This window comes from Streptomyces sp. NPDC002911, from assembly GCF_053591835.1.
Genome location: NZ_JBSFUO010000013.1, coordinates 151,938 through 170,312 on the forward strand (window position 1 = coordinate 151,938; position 18,375 = coordinate 170,312).

The 18,375-nt window shown below is 68.9% G+C and carries 20 protein-coding genes and 1 pseudogene; 16 read left to right on the top strand and 5 right to left on the bottom strand.

Annotated features, from left to right (window positions below):
* The first annotated feature begins 1 nt into the window (after position 1).
* The 5 genes from ACWD04_RS21335 to ACWD04_RS21355 all read left to right on the top strand — a co-directional run bounded on the left by ACWD04_RS21335 (position 2) and on the right by ACWD04_RS21355 (position 5,321).
* Positions 2 to 1,513: an FGGY family carbohydrate kinase gene (locus tag ACWD04_RS21335; RefSeq protein ID WP_451134135.1), complete on the top strand. Its 1,512-nt coding sequence runs from the start codon at positions 2 to 4 to the stop codon at positions 1,511 to 1,513.
* Positions 1,510 to 3,018, top strand: coding sequence for an FGGY-family carbohydrate kinase (locus ACWD04_RS21340; RefSeq protein ID WP_451134137.1), 1,509 nt, complete (start codon positions 1,510 to 1,512; stop codon positions 3,016 to 3,018). The genes ACWD04_RS21335 and ACWD04_RS21340 overlap by 4 nt, the downstream gene beginning before the upstream one ends.
* Positions 3,015 to 3,638, top strand: coding sequence for a histidine phosphatase family protein (locus tag ACWD04_RS21345; protein WP_451134139.1), 624 nt, complete (start codon positions 3,015 to 3,017; stop codon positions 3,636 to 3,638). The genes ACWD04_RS21340 and ACWD04_RS21345 overlap by 4 nt, the downstream gene beginning before the upstream one ends.
* Positions 3,635 to 4,669: a 2-hydroxyacid dehydrogenase gene (locus tag ACWD04_RS21350; RefSeq protein ID WP_451134141.1), complete on the top strand. Its 1,035-nt coding sequence runs from the start codon at positions 3,635 to 3,637 to the stop codon at positions 4,667 to 4,669. The genes ACWD04_RS21345 and ACWD04_RS21350 overlap by 4 nt, the downstream gene beginning before the upstream one ends.
* Positions 4,670 to 5,033: 364 nt before the next feature.
* The gene (locus ACWD04_RS21355) at positions 5,034 to 5,321 is read left to right on the top strand and encodes a hypothetical protein (RefSeq protein ID WP_451134143.1); all 288 of its coding nucleotides are present in this window, start codon (positions 5,034 to 5,036) and stop codon (positions 5,319 to 5,321) included.
* A gap of 394 nt (positions 5,322 to 5,715) precedes the next feature.
* Here the strand turns inward: ACWD04_RS21355 and ACWD04_RS21360 are convergent, their stop codons facing one another.
* The 3 genes and pseudogenes from ACWD04_RS21360 to aztA all read right to left on the bottom strand — a co-directional run bounded on the left by ACWD04_RS21360 (position 5,716) and on the right by aztA (position 7,891).
* The gene (locus ACWD04_RS21360) at positions 5,716 to 6,168 is read right to left on the bottom strand and encodes a DUF6924 domain-containing protein (RefSeq protein WP_451134145.1); all 453 of its coding nucleotides are present in this window, start codon (positions 6,166 to 6,168) and stop codon (positions 5,716 to 5,718) included.
* Between the two features lie 84 nt (positions 6,169 to 6,252).
* Positions 6,253 to 6,574 (bottom strand): annotated as a pseudogene (locus ACWD04_RS21365) (Tn3 family transposase); the annotation flags it as partial.
* Between the two features lie 615 nt (positions 6,575 to 7,189).
* Positions 7,190 to 7,891: a zinc ABC transporter ATP-binding protein AztA gene (gene aztA, locus ACWD04_RS21370; protein ID WP_451134147.1), complete on the bottom strand. Its 702-nt coding sequence runs from the start codon at positions 7,889 to 7,891 to the stop codon at positions 7,190 to 7,192.
* Between the two features lie 66 nt (positions 7,892 to 7,957).
* Here aztA and aztB point away from each other — a divergent pair, with 66 nt between their 5' ends.
* From aztB to aztD, 4 genes are read left to right on the top strand one after another with little or no spacing between them, the layout of a single operon-like run.
* Entirely contained in the window at positions 7,958 to 8,869 is a 912-nt protein-coding gene (aztB, locus tag ACWD04_RS21375; protein ID WP_451134149.1) for a zinc ABC transporter permease AztB, read from the top strand.
* Positions 8,866 to 10,083, top strand: coding sequence for a hypothetical protein (locus ACWD04_RS21380; protein ID WP_451134151.1), 1,218 nt, complete (start codon positions 8,866 to 8,868; stop codon positions 10,081 to 10,083). The genes aztB and ACWD04_RS21380 overlap by 4 nt, the downstream gene beginning before the upstream one ends.
* Complete coding sequence (gene aztC, locus ACWD04_RS21385; RefSeq protein WP_451134153.1) at positions 10,080 to 11,033, top strand: zinc ABC transporter substrate-binding protein AztC; 954 nt, start codon at positions 10,080 to 10,082, stop codon at positions 11,031 to 11,033. The genes ACWD04_RS21380 and aztC overlap by 4 nt, the downstream gene beginning before the upstream one ends.
* A 50-nt stretch (positions 11,034 to 11,083) precedes the next feature.
* Positions 11,084 to 12,277: a zinc metallochaperone AztD gene (gene aztD, locus ACWD04_RS21390; protein WP_451134155.1), complete on the top strand. Its 1,194-nt coding sequence runs from the start codon at positions 11,084 to 11,086 to the stop codon at positions 12,275 to 12,277.
* Between the two features lie 163 nt (positions 12,278 to 12,440).
* Here aztD and rpsN read toward each other — a convergent pair whose 3' ends face one another.
* Positions 12,441 to 12,746 (bottom strand): 30S ribosomal protein S14, encoded by a 306-nt coding sequence (rpsN, locus tag ACWD04_RS21395; protein WP_451134157.1) that lies wholly within the window; start codon positions 12,744 to 12,746, stop codon positions 12,441 to 12,443.
* Positions 12,746 to 12,982, bottom strand: coding sequence for a 50S ribosomal protein L28 (gene rpmB / locus ACWD04_RS21400; RefSeq protein ID WP_359465241.1), 237 nt, complete (start codon positions 12,980 to 12,982; stop codon positions 12,746 to 12,748). The genes rpsN and rpmB overlap by 1 nt, the downstream gene beginning before the upstream one ends.
* 69 nt (positions 12,983 to 13,051) lie before the next feature.
* Here rpmB and rpmG point away from each other — a divergent pair, with 69 nt between their 5' ends.
* The 7 genes from rpmG (at position 13,052) to ACWD04_RS21435 (ending at position 18,361) form a co-directional block, all read left to right on the top strand.
* Positions 13,052 to 13,216 (top strand): 50S ribosomal protein L33, encoded by a 165-nt coding sequence (gene rpmG / locus ACWD04_RS21405; protein WP_033303001.1) that lies wholly within the window; start codon positions 13,052 to 13,054, stop codon positions 13,214 to 13,216.
* 45 nt (positions 13,217 to 13,261) lie between these two features.
* Positions 13,262 to 13,516 carry a type B 50S ribosomal protein L31 gene (locus ACWD04_RS21410; protein ID WP_451134160.1) on the top strand — a complete coding sequence of 85 codons (255 nt, stop codon included), beginning with the start codon at positions 13,262 to 13,264 and terminating at the stop codon, positions 13,514 to 13,516.
* Entirely contained in the window at positions 13,516 to 14,670 is a 1,155-nt protein-coding gene (locus ACWD04_RS21415; protein WP_451134162.1) for a CobW family GTP-binding protein, read from the top strand. The genes ACWD04_RS21410 and ACWD04_RS21415 overlap by 1 nt, the downstream gene beginning before the upstream one ends.
* Positions 14,671 to 14,713: 43 nt before the next feature.
* Positions 14,714 to 14,956: a 30S ribosomal protein S18 gene (gene rpsR / locus ACWD04_RS21420; protein ID WP_451134164.1), complete on the top strand. Its 243-nt coding sequence runs from the start codon at positions 14,714 to 14,716 to the stop codon at positions 14,954 to 14,956.
* A 207-nt stretch (positions 14,957 to 15,163) separates the two neighbouring features.
* Entirely contained in the window at positions 15,164 to 15,319 is a 156-nt protein-coding gene (locus tag ACWD04_RS21425) for a hypothetical protein (protein WP_451134166.1), read from the top strand.
* Between the two features lie 257 nt (positions 15,320 to 15,576).
* Positions 15,577 to 17,052, top strand: coding sequence for a Y4yA family PLP-dependent enzyme (locus ACWD04_RS21430; protein ID WP_451134168.1), 1,476 nt, complete (start codon positions 15,577 to 15,579; stop codon positions 17,050 to 17,052).
* Complete coding sequence (locus tag ACWD04_RS21435) at positions 17,042 to 18,361, top strand: pyridoxal-phosphate dependent enzyme (protein ID WP_451134170.1); 1,320 nt, start codon at positions 17,042 to 17,044, stop codon at positions 18,359 to 18,361. Before ACWD04_RS21430 ends, ACWD04_RS21435 begins: the two co-directional genes overlap by 11 nt.
* The last annotated feature ends 14 nt before the right edge of the window (positions 18,362 to 18,375 follow it).

Sequence of the window (18,375 nt, forward strand, 5' to 3'; positions counted from 1 at the left end):
CATGACGTCGCTGGCCATCGATGCCGGCACCACCACCGTCAAGGTGGTCGGATACGGCTCGCAGGGTGAGGAGTTGACGATCTGTCATCGTCCGACCCGGGTACTACGGCCCCGACCGGGCTGGGCGGAGCAAGACATGGACCACTTCTGGGACGCGGTCGCTTCCGCGACCCGCGAGGTCGTGGCCGCGCTGCCCGAGCCGCCCGAGCTGGTCGCCGTCACCGGGCAGGGCGACGGGGCGTGGCTCGTCGACGACCGGGGCCGCCCCACCGGGCCTGCCGTGCTGTGGAACGACGGCCGGGCCGCCGGCCTGGTCACCGGGTGGGAGCGCGACGGCACCATGGAGCAGGCCTTCAGAATCTGCGGCTCCCGGCTGTCCACCGGCATGCCCAACGCCGTACTCGCCTGGATGCGGGAGCACGACCCGGACCGGACGCGCCACTCCCGCCACCTGCTGACCTGCGGCGGCTGGCTCTTCCTGAAGCTGACGGGAGAGGTGGCCGTGGACGAGTCGGAGGCATCGGCTCCCTTCCTGGACATCGAGCACCGCACGTGGTCCGAGCGGCTGTTCGAGCTGTACGGCGTGGAGTGGGCTCGTGACCTGCTTCCCCCGCTCCGGGACGACGACCACCGAGTGACCGCGCTCAGCACCACCGCCACCGCCGAGACGGGGCTGCCCGCGGGCATCCCGGTGGTGCTGGCGCCCTACGACATCTGCGCCACCGCCATCGGCTCCGGCGCGGTCAGCACCGGCCGGGCCTGCACCGTGCTCGGTACCACGCTGTCCACCGAGATCGTCACCGACTCCGCCGACTGTGTGCTCACCGACGAGCCGGTGGGCATCACCGTCACCCTGGGAGTCCCCGGGCACTATCTGCGCGCCTTTCCCACCATGAGCGGCGGCGACATGCTGCACTGGGTCGCACGGCTTCTCGGGCTCGCCTCGGTCACCGACCTGATGGCCCTGGCCGAGCGCGGCGCCGAGAACACGGCCGGAGTGCGGTTCCTGCCCTACGTCTCCTCGGCCGGGGAACGCGCCCCGTTCTTCGACCCGGGAGCCCGTGGTTCCCTGTCGGGTCTGTCCCTGGACAGCGGCCGGGAGGATGTCGCCCGCGCGGTGGTGGAGGGCGTCACCATGGCCATCCGCGACTGCCTCGCCGCCTCCACGGCCGCCCCGGAGCTGTTGACCCTCAGCGGCGGCGGTGCCCGGAGCGCGTACTGGACGCGGCTGATCGCGGATGTCGTCGGCCTGCCGGTGGTGATCCCCGCCGACACGGAAACCGGGGCCCGTGGCGCCTGGCTGACCGGCATGATCGCGACCGGCCGCGAGCCGGACTTCGCCACCGCGGCGGCACGGTACGTTCGGATCTCCGCGACCTGCGAGCCCGACCCGGTCAAGGGCCGTGCCGTGAAAGACCGTTATGCGGAGTTCCTCCGGCTGCGGGAGCTGCACCGGCCGATCTGGGCACTGGGCAGCGGCGGCGCGGGCCTCGGCGGCGGAGCCGGCGCATGACCGGCGCCGAGACGGACGGATGGCTGGGTATCGACCTGGGCACGCAGGGCGTCCGCGCGGTTGCCGTGGCCTCGGACGGCCGGCTGCTCGGCTCGGGATCGTCGTCGCTGACCAGTAACCGGCGGGACGGACGCCATGAACAGGACCCGGAACAGTGGTGGCGTGCGGTCTGCTCGGCCGTCGGGCAGACCTTCGCCGGCGGCGCCGACCCGCGTCGTATCCGGGCCGTGGCCGTCGACGCCACGTCCGGCACCGTCACCCTGACCGACCGGCACGGCCGGTGCGTCACCCCCGGCCTCATGTACGACGACGGCCGGGCCGGGGTGGAGGCGGAGCAGGTCAACGCGCTGGGCGAACAGCAGTGGGCCAAGGCCGGCTACCGGCGGATGCAGCGTTCCTGGGGGCTGCCCAAGCTCCGCTGGCTGCTCGACCGGTACCCGCACGCGGTGACGGACGGCTGGCGCCTTGCCCACCAGAACGATGTGATCAACCGCAGGCTCGTCGGGCACGAGGTACCCACGGACACCAGCAACGCCCTCAAATCCGGGGCCGACGCCGTGACGCTGACCTGGCCCGAACAGGTCTTCGCCGCGCTGGACATCCCGGTCACTGTGCTGCCCGGCCTGGTGATGCCCGGCACCGTCATCGGCGAGGTCTGCTCCGGTGCCGCGGCGGAGAGCGGGCTGGTCCCGGGCATCCCCGTGGTCGCCGGAATGACCGACGGCTGTGCGGCGCAACTTGGCTCCGGAGCGACCGCGGTCGGCAGCTGGAACTCGGTCCTGGGCACCACCCTCGTACTCAAAGGAGTCACCGAGGACCTGCTGCACGACCCGAACGGTGTCGTCTACTCCCACCGCTCACCCTGCGGCCACTGGCTGCCCGGCGGTGCCTCCAGTACCGGTGCCGGCCTGGTCGCCAGAGAATTCGCCGACGCGGGCCTGGACCGGCTGACCGAAGAGGCGGCGCCCCTGCTGCCCACCGGGCTGCTGCGCTATCCGCTGGTCTCGCCCGGGGAGCGGTTCCCCTTCGTCGCCCCGGAGGCCGTAGCGTTCCGTAGCCGGGAACCGGCGGGCCGCGCCGAGGACTTCGCCGCGCTGATGCAGGGCGTCGCGTACATCGAACGGCTCTGCTTCGACTACCTGGACCTGCTCGGCGCGCCCACCGGCGGGGCCGTCGTCCTCACTGGCGGCGCAACCCGCAACCCGGTGTGGAACCAGCTCCGCGCCGACGTGCTGTGCCGGCCCGTGGCCCTGCCCCGCCATGCCCAGCCCGCGCTCGGCATGGCCGTACTCGCCGCCTCAGCCTGCGGGGAGCACGGCCCCGCCGAGCGCGGGCTGGACAGCGCCGCCACCGCGATGGTGCGACCCGGCCTGGTCCTGGAGCCGCGGGCCTCACATCGATCCGCCCATGACGAGGGCTACGCCCGGCTGCTCGGTCTGCTGGTCCGGCGTGGCTGGCTGCCCGGGGCCGTCGCGGCCCACGCACGAGAAAGGACCGCACGATGAGCCTCCATGTCATCCTCGTCCGGCACGGGGAGAGCGTCTGGCATGACGAGAACCGCTACGCCGGAGTCACCGACATCGATATCTCCGAGCACGGCCGCGCCCAAGCTGCCCGGCTCGCCGCCTGGGCAGGGCGGGCTGATCTCACGGCGGTGTGGTCCTCCCCGATGCGACGCTGCCGGCGGACCGCGGAAGAGAGCGCGGCCCGTGCCGGTCTGCCACTGATGATCGAACCACGGTTGCGCGAACTCGATTTCGGTATCGCCGAGGGGATGACCCGCGCCGAGATGCGTGAGCGCCTGCCCGGCGCACTCAAGGCATTCGAGGCCGACCCGGTCGGCAGCCACTTCCCGGAGGGAGAGGACCCCGCCGCCGTCGGCGAACGCTGTGCCGACTTCCTTGACGGCCTGCGGGCCGATCACCAGGAGGGACGCGTTCTCGTCGTGGCCCACTCCACCGCGATCCGGCTCACCCTCTGCCGACTGCTCGGTGTGCCGCTGCGGGACTACCGCCGTATCTTCCCCTACCTGGCCAACTGCGCGTTGAACGAACTGATCCTCCGCGACGGCACACCCTCGCTGCTGACGCTGAACCAGCACGTGACCCGAGGAGTACCGAAGTGATCACCATTCTCGCGGCCGGCGACCACTTCGTCCACAACTCCCTGTTCACCGACCGCCTTCGGCCGGTCGCACCCGAGGCCACCTTCCGCGAGCTCACCCTGCCCTGGCCCGTCGAGCCCTTCGGCGCGGTGGCCGAGGTCCAGGAGGCCTCCGGCACCGAGGACCAGCTCATCGAGGCCCTCGACGGTGTGAACATCTGCGTCACCCAAATGGCACCGCTGACGGAACGGATCCTCGATGCGAGCCCCGATCTCCGCCTGTTCTGCGTCGGCCGCGGCGGCCCGGTCAACGCCAATCTCGCGGCAGCCACCCGGCACGGTGTCGCGGTGACCTTCGCCCCCGGTCGCAACGCCACCGCCACCGCCGAGCACACGGTCGCCCTGATGCTGGCGGCCACCCGCCGCGTCCCCACCACCCACCAGGACCTCACCGCGGGCATCTGGCGGGGCGACTACTACCGCTACGACAGCGTCGGCCCCGAACTGGAGGGCAGCACGGTCGGCATCGTGGGATACGGCGCCATCGGCTCCCGCGTCGCCCGCATCGTCCGCGGATTCGGCGCTCGTGTCCTGGTCGCCGACCCGTACACCGGCGAGGCCGACCTGGCCCCGGCGGACCGGGTGGACCTCCCCGAACTGATGCGCCGCTCCTCCTTCGTCACCGTGCACGCCCGCGCCACCCCGAAGACCGAAGGGCTGCTCTCCCGCGAGCTGATCGGGCTCATGCCTCCCGGCGGTGTACTCGTCAACTGCGCCCGCGGCTCCCTGCTCGACTACGACGCCGTCTGCGACGCCCTGGACGAGGGCCGGCTCTTCGGCGCGGCCTTCGACGTCTTCCCCGAGGAGCCGCTCCCGGCCGGCTCCCGGCTGCGCCGTACCCCCAACATCGTCATGACCCCGCATCTGGCCGGCGCCAGCAAGCAGACCGCTCACAACGCGTCCGCCCTCGTGGCCGATGAGGTCGCCCGGTTTCTGGCCAGCCGCGCCCCGGCCCACTGCGCGAACCCGGAGGTGCTGCGGACCTGGCCCTGACCGGCACACGAAGTCCTCCCGGCCCGGCCGCCACCGGTCGCCTCCCGCCCGCCCCTCAGACGTCGCGGAACACCCCGGTGGAGCACGACCCACGATCTCGTGGAAAGGAAACCGCGTGCGCGTCAAGCTCCGGACGTTCCGAACCGCTCTCGTCGCCGGAATCCGTGTCCCCATAACGCCACCAAGGGTGACCGGGCCGGCCGACAGCCCGTGCTGCCGGCCTACGTATACGGCACTTGCAAGGCGTGACCGTGGACCGCAAACGCGGGTTCGTCCACTGGTCGTTCACCCAGACACTGGTCAAGACCGACCTCGGCGGCAAGGCCGTAGGGACCATCGAGAGCACCGGCCACCTCGGATACGTTTGCTGCAGAACCGGCTGCGGGAGGCCGGGACTCATCTCGAACACCTCGCAATCATCCGGAAGACCGTCACCGCGCTCGCTGACCGGCCCGAGCACCCTGACTACCCCCGCATCCTCACCGTCTTCAACGAGACCACCCGCCCCCTCCGGACCTGTGAAGTCTGCGAAGTCCTCGGCCACGAACAACTGCCGAAGAACATCCGAAGGCACCCGCGCCGAGCTGAAGCCCTCGTCACACTCGACATCCTCAGCGAAGCCGACGACGGCAGCTTCACCAGGAAGCAGTAGCAACCCGAAGCCCCACGATCAGCAGCCCTGCACCGACTTCTTCACCAGGAAACAGCCATCACCTTACGAACCGCCCTCTGCCTGCCTGTAGACCGGACGTCGCGTACGCGTCGCGCGTGCATCGCGTTGGCCCGTCACGGAATTGGCTCATGGCGAGAGCGGACACTTGTCAGGTGGTCGGTGGCCTTGCCCTGTCCGGTTTCGGACCGGACCACCGTGTTCTTAAGGGCCGGCTGCGCGGTGATGGCCTAGCCGTGGGGCCGAGTTGAAGGTCGTCGCGTGCAGTCTGGGCCCGGCCAAGGCCGGGTCCGGGGCGGAGAGCCTCTGGTGTGCAACGGATGATCTGGATGTGCGCTGGGTTCGTGGGCCGTCGCAAACGCCTGTCGCCCCAAGGTCAGAAGCCCCGGAAGACGCCGTCGTCATTCGCGGCGTTGACGAAATTCGCCCAGTCCATGTTGCCGAGGTAGATGTTGTTCTCGATCGACCACAGTTCTTCGGCTATGACTCGCAGTTGGCCGTGATCCTGCTCCTCGTCGTCCTCATCCTCCTCGTCGTCCTCGCACTCCGTCTCGTCGTCATCCTCGGGCAGGACAGCGAGCAGCGGCATCTCCGGCGTGATGAGGGCGGTCTTGTCGGCCACGATCAGCAAGTCCCTGGTGGGGGCTAGCGCAATGACCTGTTCGGTCGTCAGCTCACTGTAGGCAGGATCGTCCACTATGTGAACATTCGCGAGGAAGTTGTCCTTGTTCGGCGTTGCGACTGCCGTGCGTAGTGCTTGCCAAGCCGCCTGGTCGGAATAGTCGGTGCGGATCAGCAGGGTGGTGTCCGTCTGCGGAAGGCTCTTCATGGATTCTCTCCGTGCGTGAGTTCGGCGGTGCATCGGGCTGTCCAGTCCGGGGGCGTGACCTCAGCGGTGACGCTATCCGTTGGGTCTGACAAGAAGACTCACTGGTTGTTGCTGGACGAATGAGAGGCCAGCCATATCCTCGTCGCGGACGCTGAAGCCGTGCGAGCGGAGCTAGGTGACGGCGTCCATGTACCGGGTGTCGCGTTGAGGACCAGGCGGAGGGTGCTGAGCTGGTCCTCCATGCCGTCCTGGTAGCGCTGGCAGAACTGCGCGATCGCGATCCCCAGTGGGGTCGCCGACGGTCACGGGACAGAATACGGATCACGTCGTAGACGCGGACGGCGCCGGTGTGGAGGGAACCGGTGATCCGCAGGATGTCCTCCCGGTGCCGCTCGATCCGGACCAGAGATCGTGAACGCGATCCACACGGCCTGGTGGCGCTCGAGTCGAATGACGCCGCGTTCAACCGCGCGGAGCCGAGCCCTACCGGAGGTCGACGGACGGCTCTGCCTGACGCTCCGCGACGACGACGGCACCAGCCGGTCCGATTACGGACGGAACCACCGGAGCGGGTCTGGGCCAACTTCTGCGCCGGCAGGACGCCGAGCGAGAACCCGAGGTGGACGAGCTCCGCAGGCAGCCCACCGTACTCCCGAAGGGCGGACAGCACTTCGGGTCTCCTGTCCGCCGCGTGGCGGCGTCGGGGTCGATCGGGGGCGGCAGCCGACGAGGCGGTGGCCATCGTCGCCTCCTTCCGCGCGGGTGAATGCTGCTACCGGACTTGCGAGCCCTCCCGCGCCGATCCCGCACGGACCGCCGCCGACCCCACACGGACCGGTGCCGACGAGGAGAAACCGGGTAGTGGTTCGAGGAAGGTGCCTGCGGCTCCAACGGGACCACCGGCACTCGATCGGGGCCCAGATGGCCGGACCACCGCCCACCCTAACCACGATGGTAATCATGTTCAACAGTCGTCGCTCCGGCCAACAGGCGTGGGCGGCGCGAACATTCACTCCCGCACTCACACCCGCCGGGGCAGTTGCCAGATCTCGTCGATCGCATCGCCGGTCAGCACCCCCCGTGGATCCCCCTCCCCCCACAGCCGCCCCTCCTGGAGGAGCAGGACGTGACCCGCGGACCTGGCCACCTCCAGGTCGTGGGTCGCCTGCACGACCGTCACCCCCTCCTCCGTCACCTCGGCCAGCACATCGGCGATGAGCCGCTGAGCCGTCGCATCGAGGCCGGTGGTGGGCTCATCGAGTACGAGCAGATCCGCCTCCTGCGCCAACCCTTGTGCAACGAGGGCGCGCTGACGCTGACCGCCCGACAGCTCCCCCAGTTGACGGTGAGCGAGGGAGCTGATGCCGAGCCGGCTCATGCTCGCCTCCACGACGTCCCGGTCCCGCTGCGACAGCCGCCGCCACAGCCCGCGACGCCCCCACCTCCCCATCGCCACGGTGTCCCGCACGGTCAGTGGCAGCACATCGGCCGCCCTGCTGCGCTGCGTCACGAACGCCGCACGCCTGCCGGTTCGATGCTCCACCTCACCGGCTGTCACCTGGATCACTCCCGCGATCACACCGAGCAGCGTGGACTTGCCCGAGCCGTTCGGCCCGACCACGGCAGTGGTCGTGAACGCCGGTATCCCCAGCGTGAGTTGATTCAGTACCGCACGGTTCGCATAACCGGCCGACACGCCGTCGAGTCCTACCTGCCGCTGCATCTCCCGAGCCTCTTTCCGCCGCACCTGATTGTAGTGATAATCGTTTTCATTGTAGTGTCCTGTCGCATGGAATGGTTGATGGGCCCCTTCGAGGTGACCTTTGTCCAACGGGCCCTGTGGGGCGGCATACTCGTGTCGCTGATCTGTGCGCTGGCCGGTACGTGGGTCGTTCTGCGCGGGATGGCGTTCTTCGGAGACGCGATGTCGCACGGCATGCTCCCCGGAATCGCGCTCGCCTCGCTGCTGGGAGGCAATCTGCTGATCGGCGCGGCCGTGAGTGCGGCCGTCATGGCCCTCGGTGTCAGCGTCGTCGGCCGGTCACCCCGACTGTCGCAGGACACCAGCATCGGCCTGCTCTTCGTGGGGATGCTGTCGCTGGGCGTGATCATCGTGTCGCGTTCGCAGTCGTTCGCGGTCGACCTGACCGGCTTCCTCTTCGGCGATGTACTCGCCGTGCGTTCGGCCGACCTGGCCTACCTCGGAGGCGCGCTGGTCATCGCGCTGATGATCTCCGTACTCGGATACCGGCCGTTCGTCGCGCTGGCCTTCGACGAGCGCAAGGCACACACCCTGGGGCTCCGGCCGCACCTCGCACATGTGGCTCTGCTGGCCCTACTCACGCTGGCCATCGTCGCGTCGTTCCACGTGGTGGGGACTCTGCTGGTCTTCGGCCTGCTGATCGCGCCGCCCGCAGCCGTACTGCCGTGGGCTCGGCGCATCCCGGTGATCATGATCGGCGCCGCCTGCCTGGGAGCGAGCGCGACGTTCATCGGTCTGCTGCTCTCGTGGCACCTTCACACGGCTGCCGGGGCGAGCATCGCGGCGACGGCAGTGGTCCAGTTCCTGCTCTCCACCGCCGCCTCCGGCCTCCGCAACCGGTGGGCGCGGTCCGCTCCCCCGACATCCCCTCCCGCCGCCTCGGCTCTCCCCACCTCCGCGCCCGAGCGCCCGCACATGGAATACGGACATCCGTCATGACACCCAGAAAGATCCGAACTGCCACAGCACTCTCCTGCGCCGCCCTCGCCGGTGCCGGACTCCTCGTGGGCTGCCAGAGCGCCAGCGACGCGAAGGCTCCATCGAAGGCCTCGGCCTCGGCGAAACCCCACGGGTACGTCGAGGGAGCCGAGGAGGCCTCCGAGCAGCAGTCCCGGCTCGTTCTCGCCGACGCGGGCACGGGGGCGGTCAAGGTCCTGGACCTGATCACCGAGGACATCACCTCGCTCAAAGGCGGTGACGACGTACAGGGTCTGCGCACCGACGGCCGGTTCGCCTACCTGAACACCGCCGACGGCACCCACATCGTCGACAGCGGCGCCTGGACGGTGGAACACGGCGACCACGTCCACTACTACCGCGCCGCCATTCGCGACGTCGGACCCATCGCGGGGTCGACCGCCGCCCACATCCACAGCGACCAAGCCGTCACCGCGGTGTCTGCCTCGAAGGGCGGCACGCACCTGCTCGACCGCAAGAAGCTCGAGGACGGCACCGTTCCCCGGGGCAGCGCGCTGACCGGTGCGGGCAGCGGGGCGGTCGTCCCCTACAAGGAACATCTGCTGGCCACAGGGGCGGGTGCCGAGAAGGACACCGTCGAGGTCCTCGACCGGAAGGGGACGCGTGTCGACACGTTGGAGGAGCCGTGTGCGCAGGTACGCGGTGAGGCCGTGACCCGCCGGGGTGTGGTCTTCGGATGTGCCGACGGCGCGCTGCTGGTCACCGAGGACAAGGGCACGTTCGACGCCGAGAAGATTGGGTACGGCACGGCGGTGAAGGCCTCGGAACGGGCGGTCGACTTCCGTCACCGGTCGGGCAGCGCCACGCTCGCGGCCAGGTCCGGCAATGACGCCGTATGGGTCCTCGATGTCACCGACCGCACCTGGACGCGCATCGAAAGCGGCCCGGTCGTGGCGGCCAACACCGCCGGAGAAGGTTCCCCGCTGCTCGCGCTCGGCAAGGACGGTGTGCTCACCGCCTACGACATCACCACCGGGAAGAGCCTCGCCCGTAAAAAACTCCTCCCGACGGGGGCCGGGTCCGCCGCCGCCATCGAGGTCGACACCACCCGCGCGTACGTCAACGACGCGGCGGCACGGAAGGTCTACGAGATCGACTACAACGACCGGCTCAGGCTCGCCCGGACCTTCCCTCTCGAATTCGCCCCGACGTACATGGTGGAGACCGGCCGATGAGCATCGATTCCCCGACCGGGCACAGGCACCGGATGCCTGCGCGTCTCCTTCTCGCCTCCCTGGCCGGAGTTCTGCTCCTGGGGGCGAGCGGCTGCGCGGGGAGCGAGCAGGGCCGCCCCTCGGTGGTCGTCACCACGAACATCCTCGGTGACATCACCCGCAACATCGTCGGCGACGAGGCCGAAGTGACCGTACTGATGCAGGCCGGCGCCGATCCGCACTCCTTCGGGGTCTCGGCTCCGCAGGCGGCCTCCATCGAGCAGGCCGATCTGGTCGTCTACAACGGTCTCGGCCTGGAGGAGAACGTCCTGCGCCATGTGGAGGCCGCCGAGGAGGCCGGCGTCTCCACCCTCGCGGTCGGGGACGCCGTGGATCCGCTCACCTATACGGCGGGGGAGTCCGCCGACGAGCCCGACCCGCACTTCTGGACCGACCCCGAGCGGGTCCGCAAGGCCGTCGGGCTCATCGCGGATCAGGTCACCGAGCACGTGAGGAGCGTCGACAAGGCGGTCGTCGGGAAGAACGCGTCCGCTTATGGAACGCAGGTCACCGAACTGACCACGTGGATGCGGAAGCAGTTCGACGACATTCCCTCCGATCAGCGCAAGTTGGTGACCAACCACCATGTCTTCGGGTATCTGGCCCAGCGTTTCGGATTCCAGGTCGTCGGCGCGGTGATCCCGAGCGGGACCACCCTCGCGTCGCCGAGCGCCTCGGACCTCAAGTCCCTGTCGACCGCGATCGAGACGGCGGGCGTCAAGGCGATCTTCGCGGACTCGTCGCAACCCGACCGACTGGCCCAGGTACTGAAGCGCGAGAGCGACATCGAGGTCGACGTCGTGCCGCTGTTCTCCGAATCCCTCACCGAGAAGGGAAAGGGAGCGGCCACCTACCTGGAAATGATGCGCGCCAACACCCGGTCCATATCCACCGGACTGGGCACCGAATAGCCACGCTGTCGCCGGTCATGGGTGACAGCCCTGGAGAGGAAAGACACGTAATGAAGCATGTAGCACGCCCGAGGACTTCGGCTGCCGTCGCCACCCTTCTCGCGGCTTCCGTCGCGCTCACCGCCTGCGGGGCCGACAACAAGGAGCCTGCCGCCAAGTCGACGGACAAGGCTTCGGGTTCACCGGCCGCCCAGGTCGCGGACCCGATCGTCACCACGTACGACGGTGGCTTGTACGTACTGGACGGGAAGACGCTGAAGCTCGCCGAGGACATACCGCTGGAGGGCTTCAATCGGGTCAACCCCGCAGGCAACGACCGCCATGTGATGGTCTCCACCTCGACCGGATTCCAGGTGCTGGACGCCGCGGGACGCAAGCTCACCGACGTCGAGTTCGAAGGCAGCAAGCCTGGCCACGTCGTCCGTCACGCGGGCAAAACCATCCTTTTCGCCGACGGCACCGGAGTCGTCACGGTCCTCGACCCGAAGGATCTCGGTGACACGAAGCCGAAGGCCGAGACGTACACCTCCGCCGCCCCGCACCATGGTGTCGCCATCCAGCTCGCCGACGGCACACTGGTGACCACCCTCGGCACGGAGGAGAAGGGGGTCGGCATCGCCGTACTGGACAAGGACCGCAAGGAGATCACCCGCAGCGAGGACTGCCCCGGCGTCCACGGGGAGGCGGCCGCGCAGGGCGAGGCGGTCGTCATCGGCTGTCAGGACGGCGTCCTGATCTACAAGGACGGCGTCATCAAGAAGGTGAAGAGCCCCACGGAGTACGGCCGGATCGGCAACCAGGCCGGCTCCGACGAGTCGCCCGTCGTCCTCGGGGACTACAAGAAGGACAAGGACGCCGAGCTGGAACGCCCGGAGCAGGTGTCGCTCATCGACACCGAGACCGGCAAGTTGCGGCTCGTCGACATCGGTACGAGCTACACCTTCCGTTCGCTGGCACGCGGTCCGCACGGTGAGGCGCTCGTTTTGGGCACGGACGGCAAGATCCACGTCATCGACCCGACCACAGGCAAGGTGACCAAGAAGATCTCCGCCCTCGGATCGTGGCAGGAGCCGCTGGACTGGCAGCAGCCTCGCCCGGCGCTGTTCGTGCGCGACCACACCGCGTACGTCTCGGACCCGTCGAGCAAGAAGCTGCTGGCCATCGACGTCGAGTCGGGCAAGCAGCTGGCCTCGACGGAACTGCCGAAGGCCCCCAACGAGCTGAGCGGCGTCAAGCAGCACTGACCTTCTCCCCCAGACGAGGAGCGCGTTCCCGCCGGGCGGGAGCGCGCTCCTCGTGCTGTCCTGCGAGACCCCCACGCGGCGGCGTGCCCGACGGCCGGGAAAACGCCGACGGGTGGTGTCACGGCCCGAAGGCCGCACACCACCCGTCGTGGACACTGGGGTGTCACCAGGAGGACTTGGTAACTCCGGGAAGGAAGCCGGCGTGTGCCTGTTCACGCATCCGGACCCGGGACAGCCCGAACTTCCGCAGGTGGCCGCGTGGACGGCCGTCCACGCTGTCCCTGTTACGCACCCGGGTCGCGCTGGCGTTGCGCGGCTGGCGGCGCAGTTCCTCGACGGCCGCGACCCGCTCGCCCTCCGGGGTGCCGCGCCTGCGGATGATCTCCTTCAACTCCGCACGCCGCGCGGCGTACCGCTCGACGGTCGCCTTGCGCTTCTCGTTCTGCGCGATCTTGCTCTGCTTGGCCATCAGACCTTCACCCCCCGCGCCCGGATGCGGGCGACCGCTGCCTCGATGCCGATGGTGTCGATCACCTTGATCGCCCTGGCGCTCAGCACCAGACGTACATGCCGGCCTTCGCTGGGCAGCCAGTAGCGCTTGCGCTGGATGTTCGGGTCGAACCGGCGCGACGTGCGCCGGTGCGAGTGGGAGATCTTGTTGCCGAAGCCCGGCTGTGCACCGGTCAGTTGGCAGTGTGCGGACACGAAGTTACCTGCCTCTCATTGGGTCGGCCCCCATGTTGAACATGGAAACCATTGTCATATACTAGCGGCATGGCTCGCAACGAACTACGCCCGATCATCAAGCTCCGCTCCACCGCGGGAACGGGCTACACCTACGTCACCCGCAAGAACCGGCGGAACGACCCCGACCGGCTGGTGCTGCGGAAGTTCGACCCGCTCGTCCGCCGCCACGTCGACTTCCGCGAAGAACGCTGACACCACAAGCCCACCGCTCCCCCTCCCGACTCCTAGGACACCGCTATGAAGCCCGGAATCCACCCTGCCTACGGCCCCGTCGTCTTCCGCGACAAGGCCGCCGCCTTCGCCTTCCTGACCCGCTCCACCCTGACCAGCGACCGGACCGTCGAGTGGGAGGACGGCAACACATACCCGGTCGTCGACGTGGAGATCTCCTCCGCGAGCCACCCCTTCTACACAGGGACCGCCCGTGTCCTGGACACCGCAGGACGCGTCGAGCGCTTCGAGCGGCGCTACGGCCGCCGTGAGGGCCGGTGATGCAGGACAAGCTCACGCTCCCCGTCGTCATCGTCAGCGGGCTGCACTCGGACGCACGCCACGAGGTCGTGGAGGGGCTGCTGAGAGACGTGCCTCACAGCGTCGCGCTGCACCACGACCTCGCGACAGCGGAGAAGGGCACGGTGCACCGAACCGTGCGCGACACCTCCGGGACGCTCTCGAGCGGCGAGGCCCCCCTGGTGAACGACTGCGCCTGCTGCGCCCTGCGCGAGGACCTGATGCCGGAGCTGGAGCGCCTGGCGGCCGACGGAGTGACCAGGATGGCCGTCGTCGAGCTGTGGGACTCCGTCGAGCCCAGGGCGATGGCCGAAGTCATCGCCGCACACGGTGAGGGCCTGCTCGAGGTGACCGGTGTGATCACCGCCGTCGATCCCGCCCTCGTCCTGCCCTGTCTCGTCAACGGCGACGACCTCGCCGAGGCGGGACTGGCAGCCGCGGCCACCGACCAGCGGACCGTCGGCGACACGTGGGCCCGGCAGTTGGAGTACGCGTCGGCGGTCGCCCTCGTCGACGACGGCCGGGCGGACGAGGAGGACCGGGCACTGATCGGCCAACTGCACCCGACCGCGCCTCAGGCCGCAGCCGGTTCGCAGGAGCTGACGAGGCTGGCACTCGCGGGGTTCGACGTGGAAGCGGCCGGCGCCGGCCAGCATCCGGCCTGCGCCCTGCTTCCCCAGGAGGCCGAGGAGGCCGGCGTCAGCACTCTCGTGTGGCGCAAGCACCGCCCGTTCCATCCCGAGCGCCTCTACGACGCGCTGGAGGACCTGAGTTGCGCGGCCGCCCGCAGCCGGGGCCGGTTCTGGCTCGCAGACCGCCCCGACACCCTCCTGTCCTGGGACGCGGCGGGCGGCGCGCTCTGTGTCGAGAACAACGGCCCCTGGCTCGCGTCCCTGCCGGACGCCGCCTGGGACATGATTGCGCCGGTCCGGCGGGCGGCCGCCGCACTGGACTGGCATCCCGAGCATGGCGACTGCTGCCAGCACCTGGTCTTCATCTCTCCCGGACTCGACCGGGACGGACTGACCGCCCTGCTCGATTCCTGCCTGCTGACCGACGACGAGTATGCGGCGGGCCGCGCGGCATGGAGGGCCCTGCCTGCCGCGTTCGACGCGCTCCTCCCCCCGATCCACTGACCACCTCGCGCACGCCCTCACTCAGCTCTGCAAGGGAAGAACCATGGCCCGACGCCAGGAACCCCGTAAGCCCGCCAAGGACCGCCCGAACCCGCTCGACGCGGCGAAAATCACGCACATCGACTACAAGGACACCGATCTGCTGCGGAAGTTCATCTCCGACCGGGGCAAGATCCGCAGCCGCAGGGTCACCCGCATCAGCGCCCAGCAGCAGCGACAGGTCACCGCAGCGATCAAGAACGCACGCGAGATGGCGCTGCTGCCGTACACCGGCTCCGGCAAGTGATCCACGGCCCGGGGCAGCCGTCGCTGAACTGCCGGGGTGACGCGCGAAAGCCCCGGGTAACAGGCCGGCGACCCGGCAGCGCGCCCGGAGGTGTCCGCCCGCCCGGCCAGGCTTACGCTGCGAGATAGGCCGGACATGTCTGCCGGACTTCTCCGGCGGGCGGGTCCGGTGTCTCTCCGGCAGCGAACCGACGAAGGAGCCGGCGAGATGTCCACGACCACGGCGCACCACCCCCACCTCGCGCACGCGCACCGGCACGTCCCGGGGTGCGGCCACGTGGCGATCCCGCACAACGACCACGTCGATTACGTCCATGACGGGCATCGGCACGCCTCGCGCGACGGGCACTGGGACGACCACTGACCCATCACTGCCGCCGCGCCCGTCGGTATCGGCTGATCGGGTGACAAGCGCGCATACGACAGGCGCCGGTGCGGGAGTCCCCCACCGGCGCCTGTCGCTGCTCACGTTCATACATGAAGCAGGCATAGAGGCCGCTCGGCCTGGACATCATGGATACGACAATCATCCCGATGAACTGCCCCATCATCTGCGGCGGCGCCGACCTGTGCCCACGACAGTCGAGCTGCCGCTCCCCCTCTGAGAGGCGAGTGCCGCTGTTGGCTGACCCCTTGTCCCTGGACCCGAAACTCGAACCGCCCCTCACGTCCCTACTGACCTCCTCCCGTTTCCTGCACAGCCTCGTGGACGGGCTGGGGTCGCCCCTCAATGTGGTGCTTCCGGACCGGATCGCCGAGAACGTCGCACGGTTCCGGTCCGTGTACCGCCGCCACCATCTGGAAGGGGAGATCTGCTTCGCCCACAAGGCCAACAGGTCGAGCGCGCTGGTCCGCCGGCTGACGACCACCGGCGCGGCCATGGATGTCGCCTCGCTCGGCGAACTGCAACACGCGCTGGCCTGCGGGTTCACCCCGGGCCGCATCGGTGCGACCGGGCCGAAGGAACCGGAGTTCCTCTGGCTGGCCGCACGCACCGGCGTCACGGTGAACATCGAGGGCCACGCCGAACTGGAAGCACTCGCCGCGCTCGTGCGTCGCCACGAGCTGCCACGGGTGCGGGTCCTGCTGAGGCTGTCGGACTTCTCAGGCACCGCGGTGAAGGTCCTGAGCCGCCGCAGCCGATTCGGCTTTCCCACATCGGAGCTGGCCGGCTTGCTGGATGCCTGCGAGCGGCACCACGGGGCCGTGGAGGTCATCGGGGTCTCCTACCACCTCGACACCATCAGCCTCGAGGAGAAGGCCCTCGCGCTGGAGGGCTGCGTACGGGCCATGGACGAGTGCCGGGCCCGGGGAATGCGGCCGCGGGTGATCGACATCGGCGGCGGATTCGGGGTCAGCTATCTCGCCGACGGGGCGCAGTGGGAGCGCTACACCAGCCAGCTGACCCTGGCGGCCATGGGCCGGCGCGAGGCTTTGGCCTGGCGCAATCACTCGTACGGGCTGAGCAGCGAAGGGGGAACCCTCCGCGGCAGCCTGGAGCTGTACCCTTCCTATCGCCCGGTCGCCGGGGCCGACTACCTGGACGAGCTGCTGCGCAGTCCCGCCCCCACGCTCGGCCGCCCGCTGGCGACGCTGCTGCTGGAGAACCTGTACGACCTGTGCGTCGAGCCGGGCCGGGCCCTGCTGGACCAATGCGGACTGACCTTGGCACGTGTGCTGGAGACGCGTCTCGAGACGGACGGAACCCACTCGATACGCCTGGCGATGAACGCCGACGACTGTGCTCTCGAGGAGCACGGCATCCTCATGGATCCGATCGTCCTCCACCGCGACAAGCCGTCGACGGCGACGGAGAGTTCCGCGGAGTCCTTCGGGGTCCACCTCCACGGGAACCTGTGCCTCGAGTCCGATCTCATCACGCGCAGGCTGGTCTTCCTCCCCCGCCTGCCGGCCAGGGGTGACCTTCTGGCGTTCCCCAACACAGCCGGATACTGCATGGATTTCAAGGCCCATCACGCCCAGCAACGCCCACTCGCCCGCAAAGTCGCGGCTTACCGAGGCTCCGACGGCTGGGAGTGGCGTCTCGACGATCAGTACTGGCCCATACATTCTGCAAGGGACGCGCATGAGGTATGACAGCATCATCGAAACTGTCGGCAACACGCCCTTGGTGCGTATCGACCCTCATGTCCATGGTCTGCAGAACATCGACCTCTACGCGAAGCTCGAGTTCTGCAATCCTTTCGGTTCGCTGAAGGACCGGGCAGCCTGGAACATGGTCCAGCCAGGACTCTCCTCGGCAGTCCTTCAGGGTAGTCAGATCGTCGAGTTGTCCAGCGGAAACACAGCCAAAGCCCTTGCCGCCATAGCCGGGATGCACGGAATCGGATTCAAGAGCGTCACCAACCGCATGAAGATTCCGGAGATCAAGGAGATGCTCCTTCTGCTGGGGGCCGAGATCGAGGAACTGCCGGGGCAGACCGAGTGCCTCGATCCCACGAACTCGGAGGACCCCCTCACCCTTTTCCACCGCAGCCTCAGCGAACCGGGGAGCACCTACCTCCACACCGATCAGTACTACAACGCACGCAACCCGGAGGCCCATGAGACCGGCACCGGGCCCGAGATCGTGGCAGACCTCGACGGACGGGCACCGGACTGGTTCATCTCCGGCGTCGGCACGGCCGGTTCCTCCACCGGGGTGGCGCGGGCGTTGCGGGACAGGAATCCGAAGGTCGGCGTGATCGGACTCGTCGCGGACAAGTCGGATTTCATTCCGGGTATCAGGAACATCGATGAGGTACAGGAAGTCGGGATCTTCGATCCCCTCACGTATGACGCCATCGAGAAGGTCACCTCCTCCGAGGCCATCGACGGAATGCTGGCACTTGTCCGGCGGTGCGGAATACTGGCTGGACCCACCGGTGGAGCGGCGTACTTCGGAGCAGTCCGGCATCTTCGGGACATAGGACCGCAACTCACCGAACCCGCGACGGCCGTCTTCATCGTGTGCGACCGCGTCGAGAGCTATCTGAGTTACATCAGGAAGCGCCGCCCCGAACTCCTGGGGCAGCAGCCGCGGAACAACTCGGCTGCTTCCGTGTCTGCCGAGGAGCTGAGCGGCACCGCCGCCGTGGGAGTCGCCGATGCCCAGAAATGGATGGCCGAGGAGAAGCCCCTCGTCGTGGACATGCGCAGCCCCTACGCCTATGCGGCCCTGCATATCGACGGGTCCATCAACATCGTTGACGAACTGTTCGAGGACCTCATACGCGGAGGGCTGCCGTTCAGCAAGTCCCAGCCGGTGCTGCTCGCGTGCCCCGTCGGTGAGAAGTCGCTGAAGTACGCGGCCCTCCTGACCCGGATGGGGCACCCGGATGTGCGCAGCCTCGCCGGGGGCATCATCGCCTGGCGGGACGCGGGCGCACCGCTGGTGCGGGAGTGACCCCCGTGCCGAGC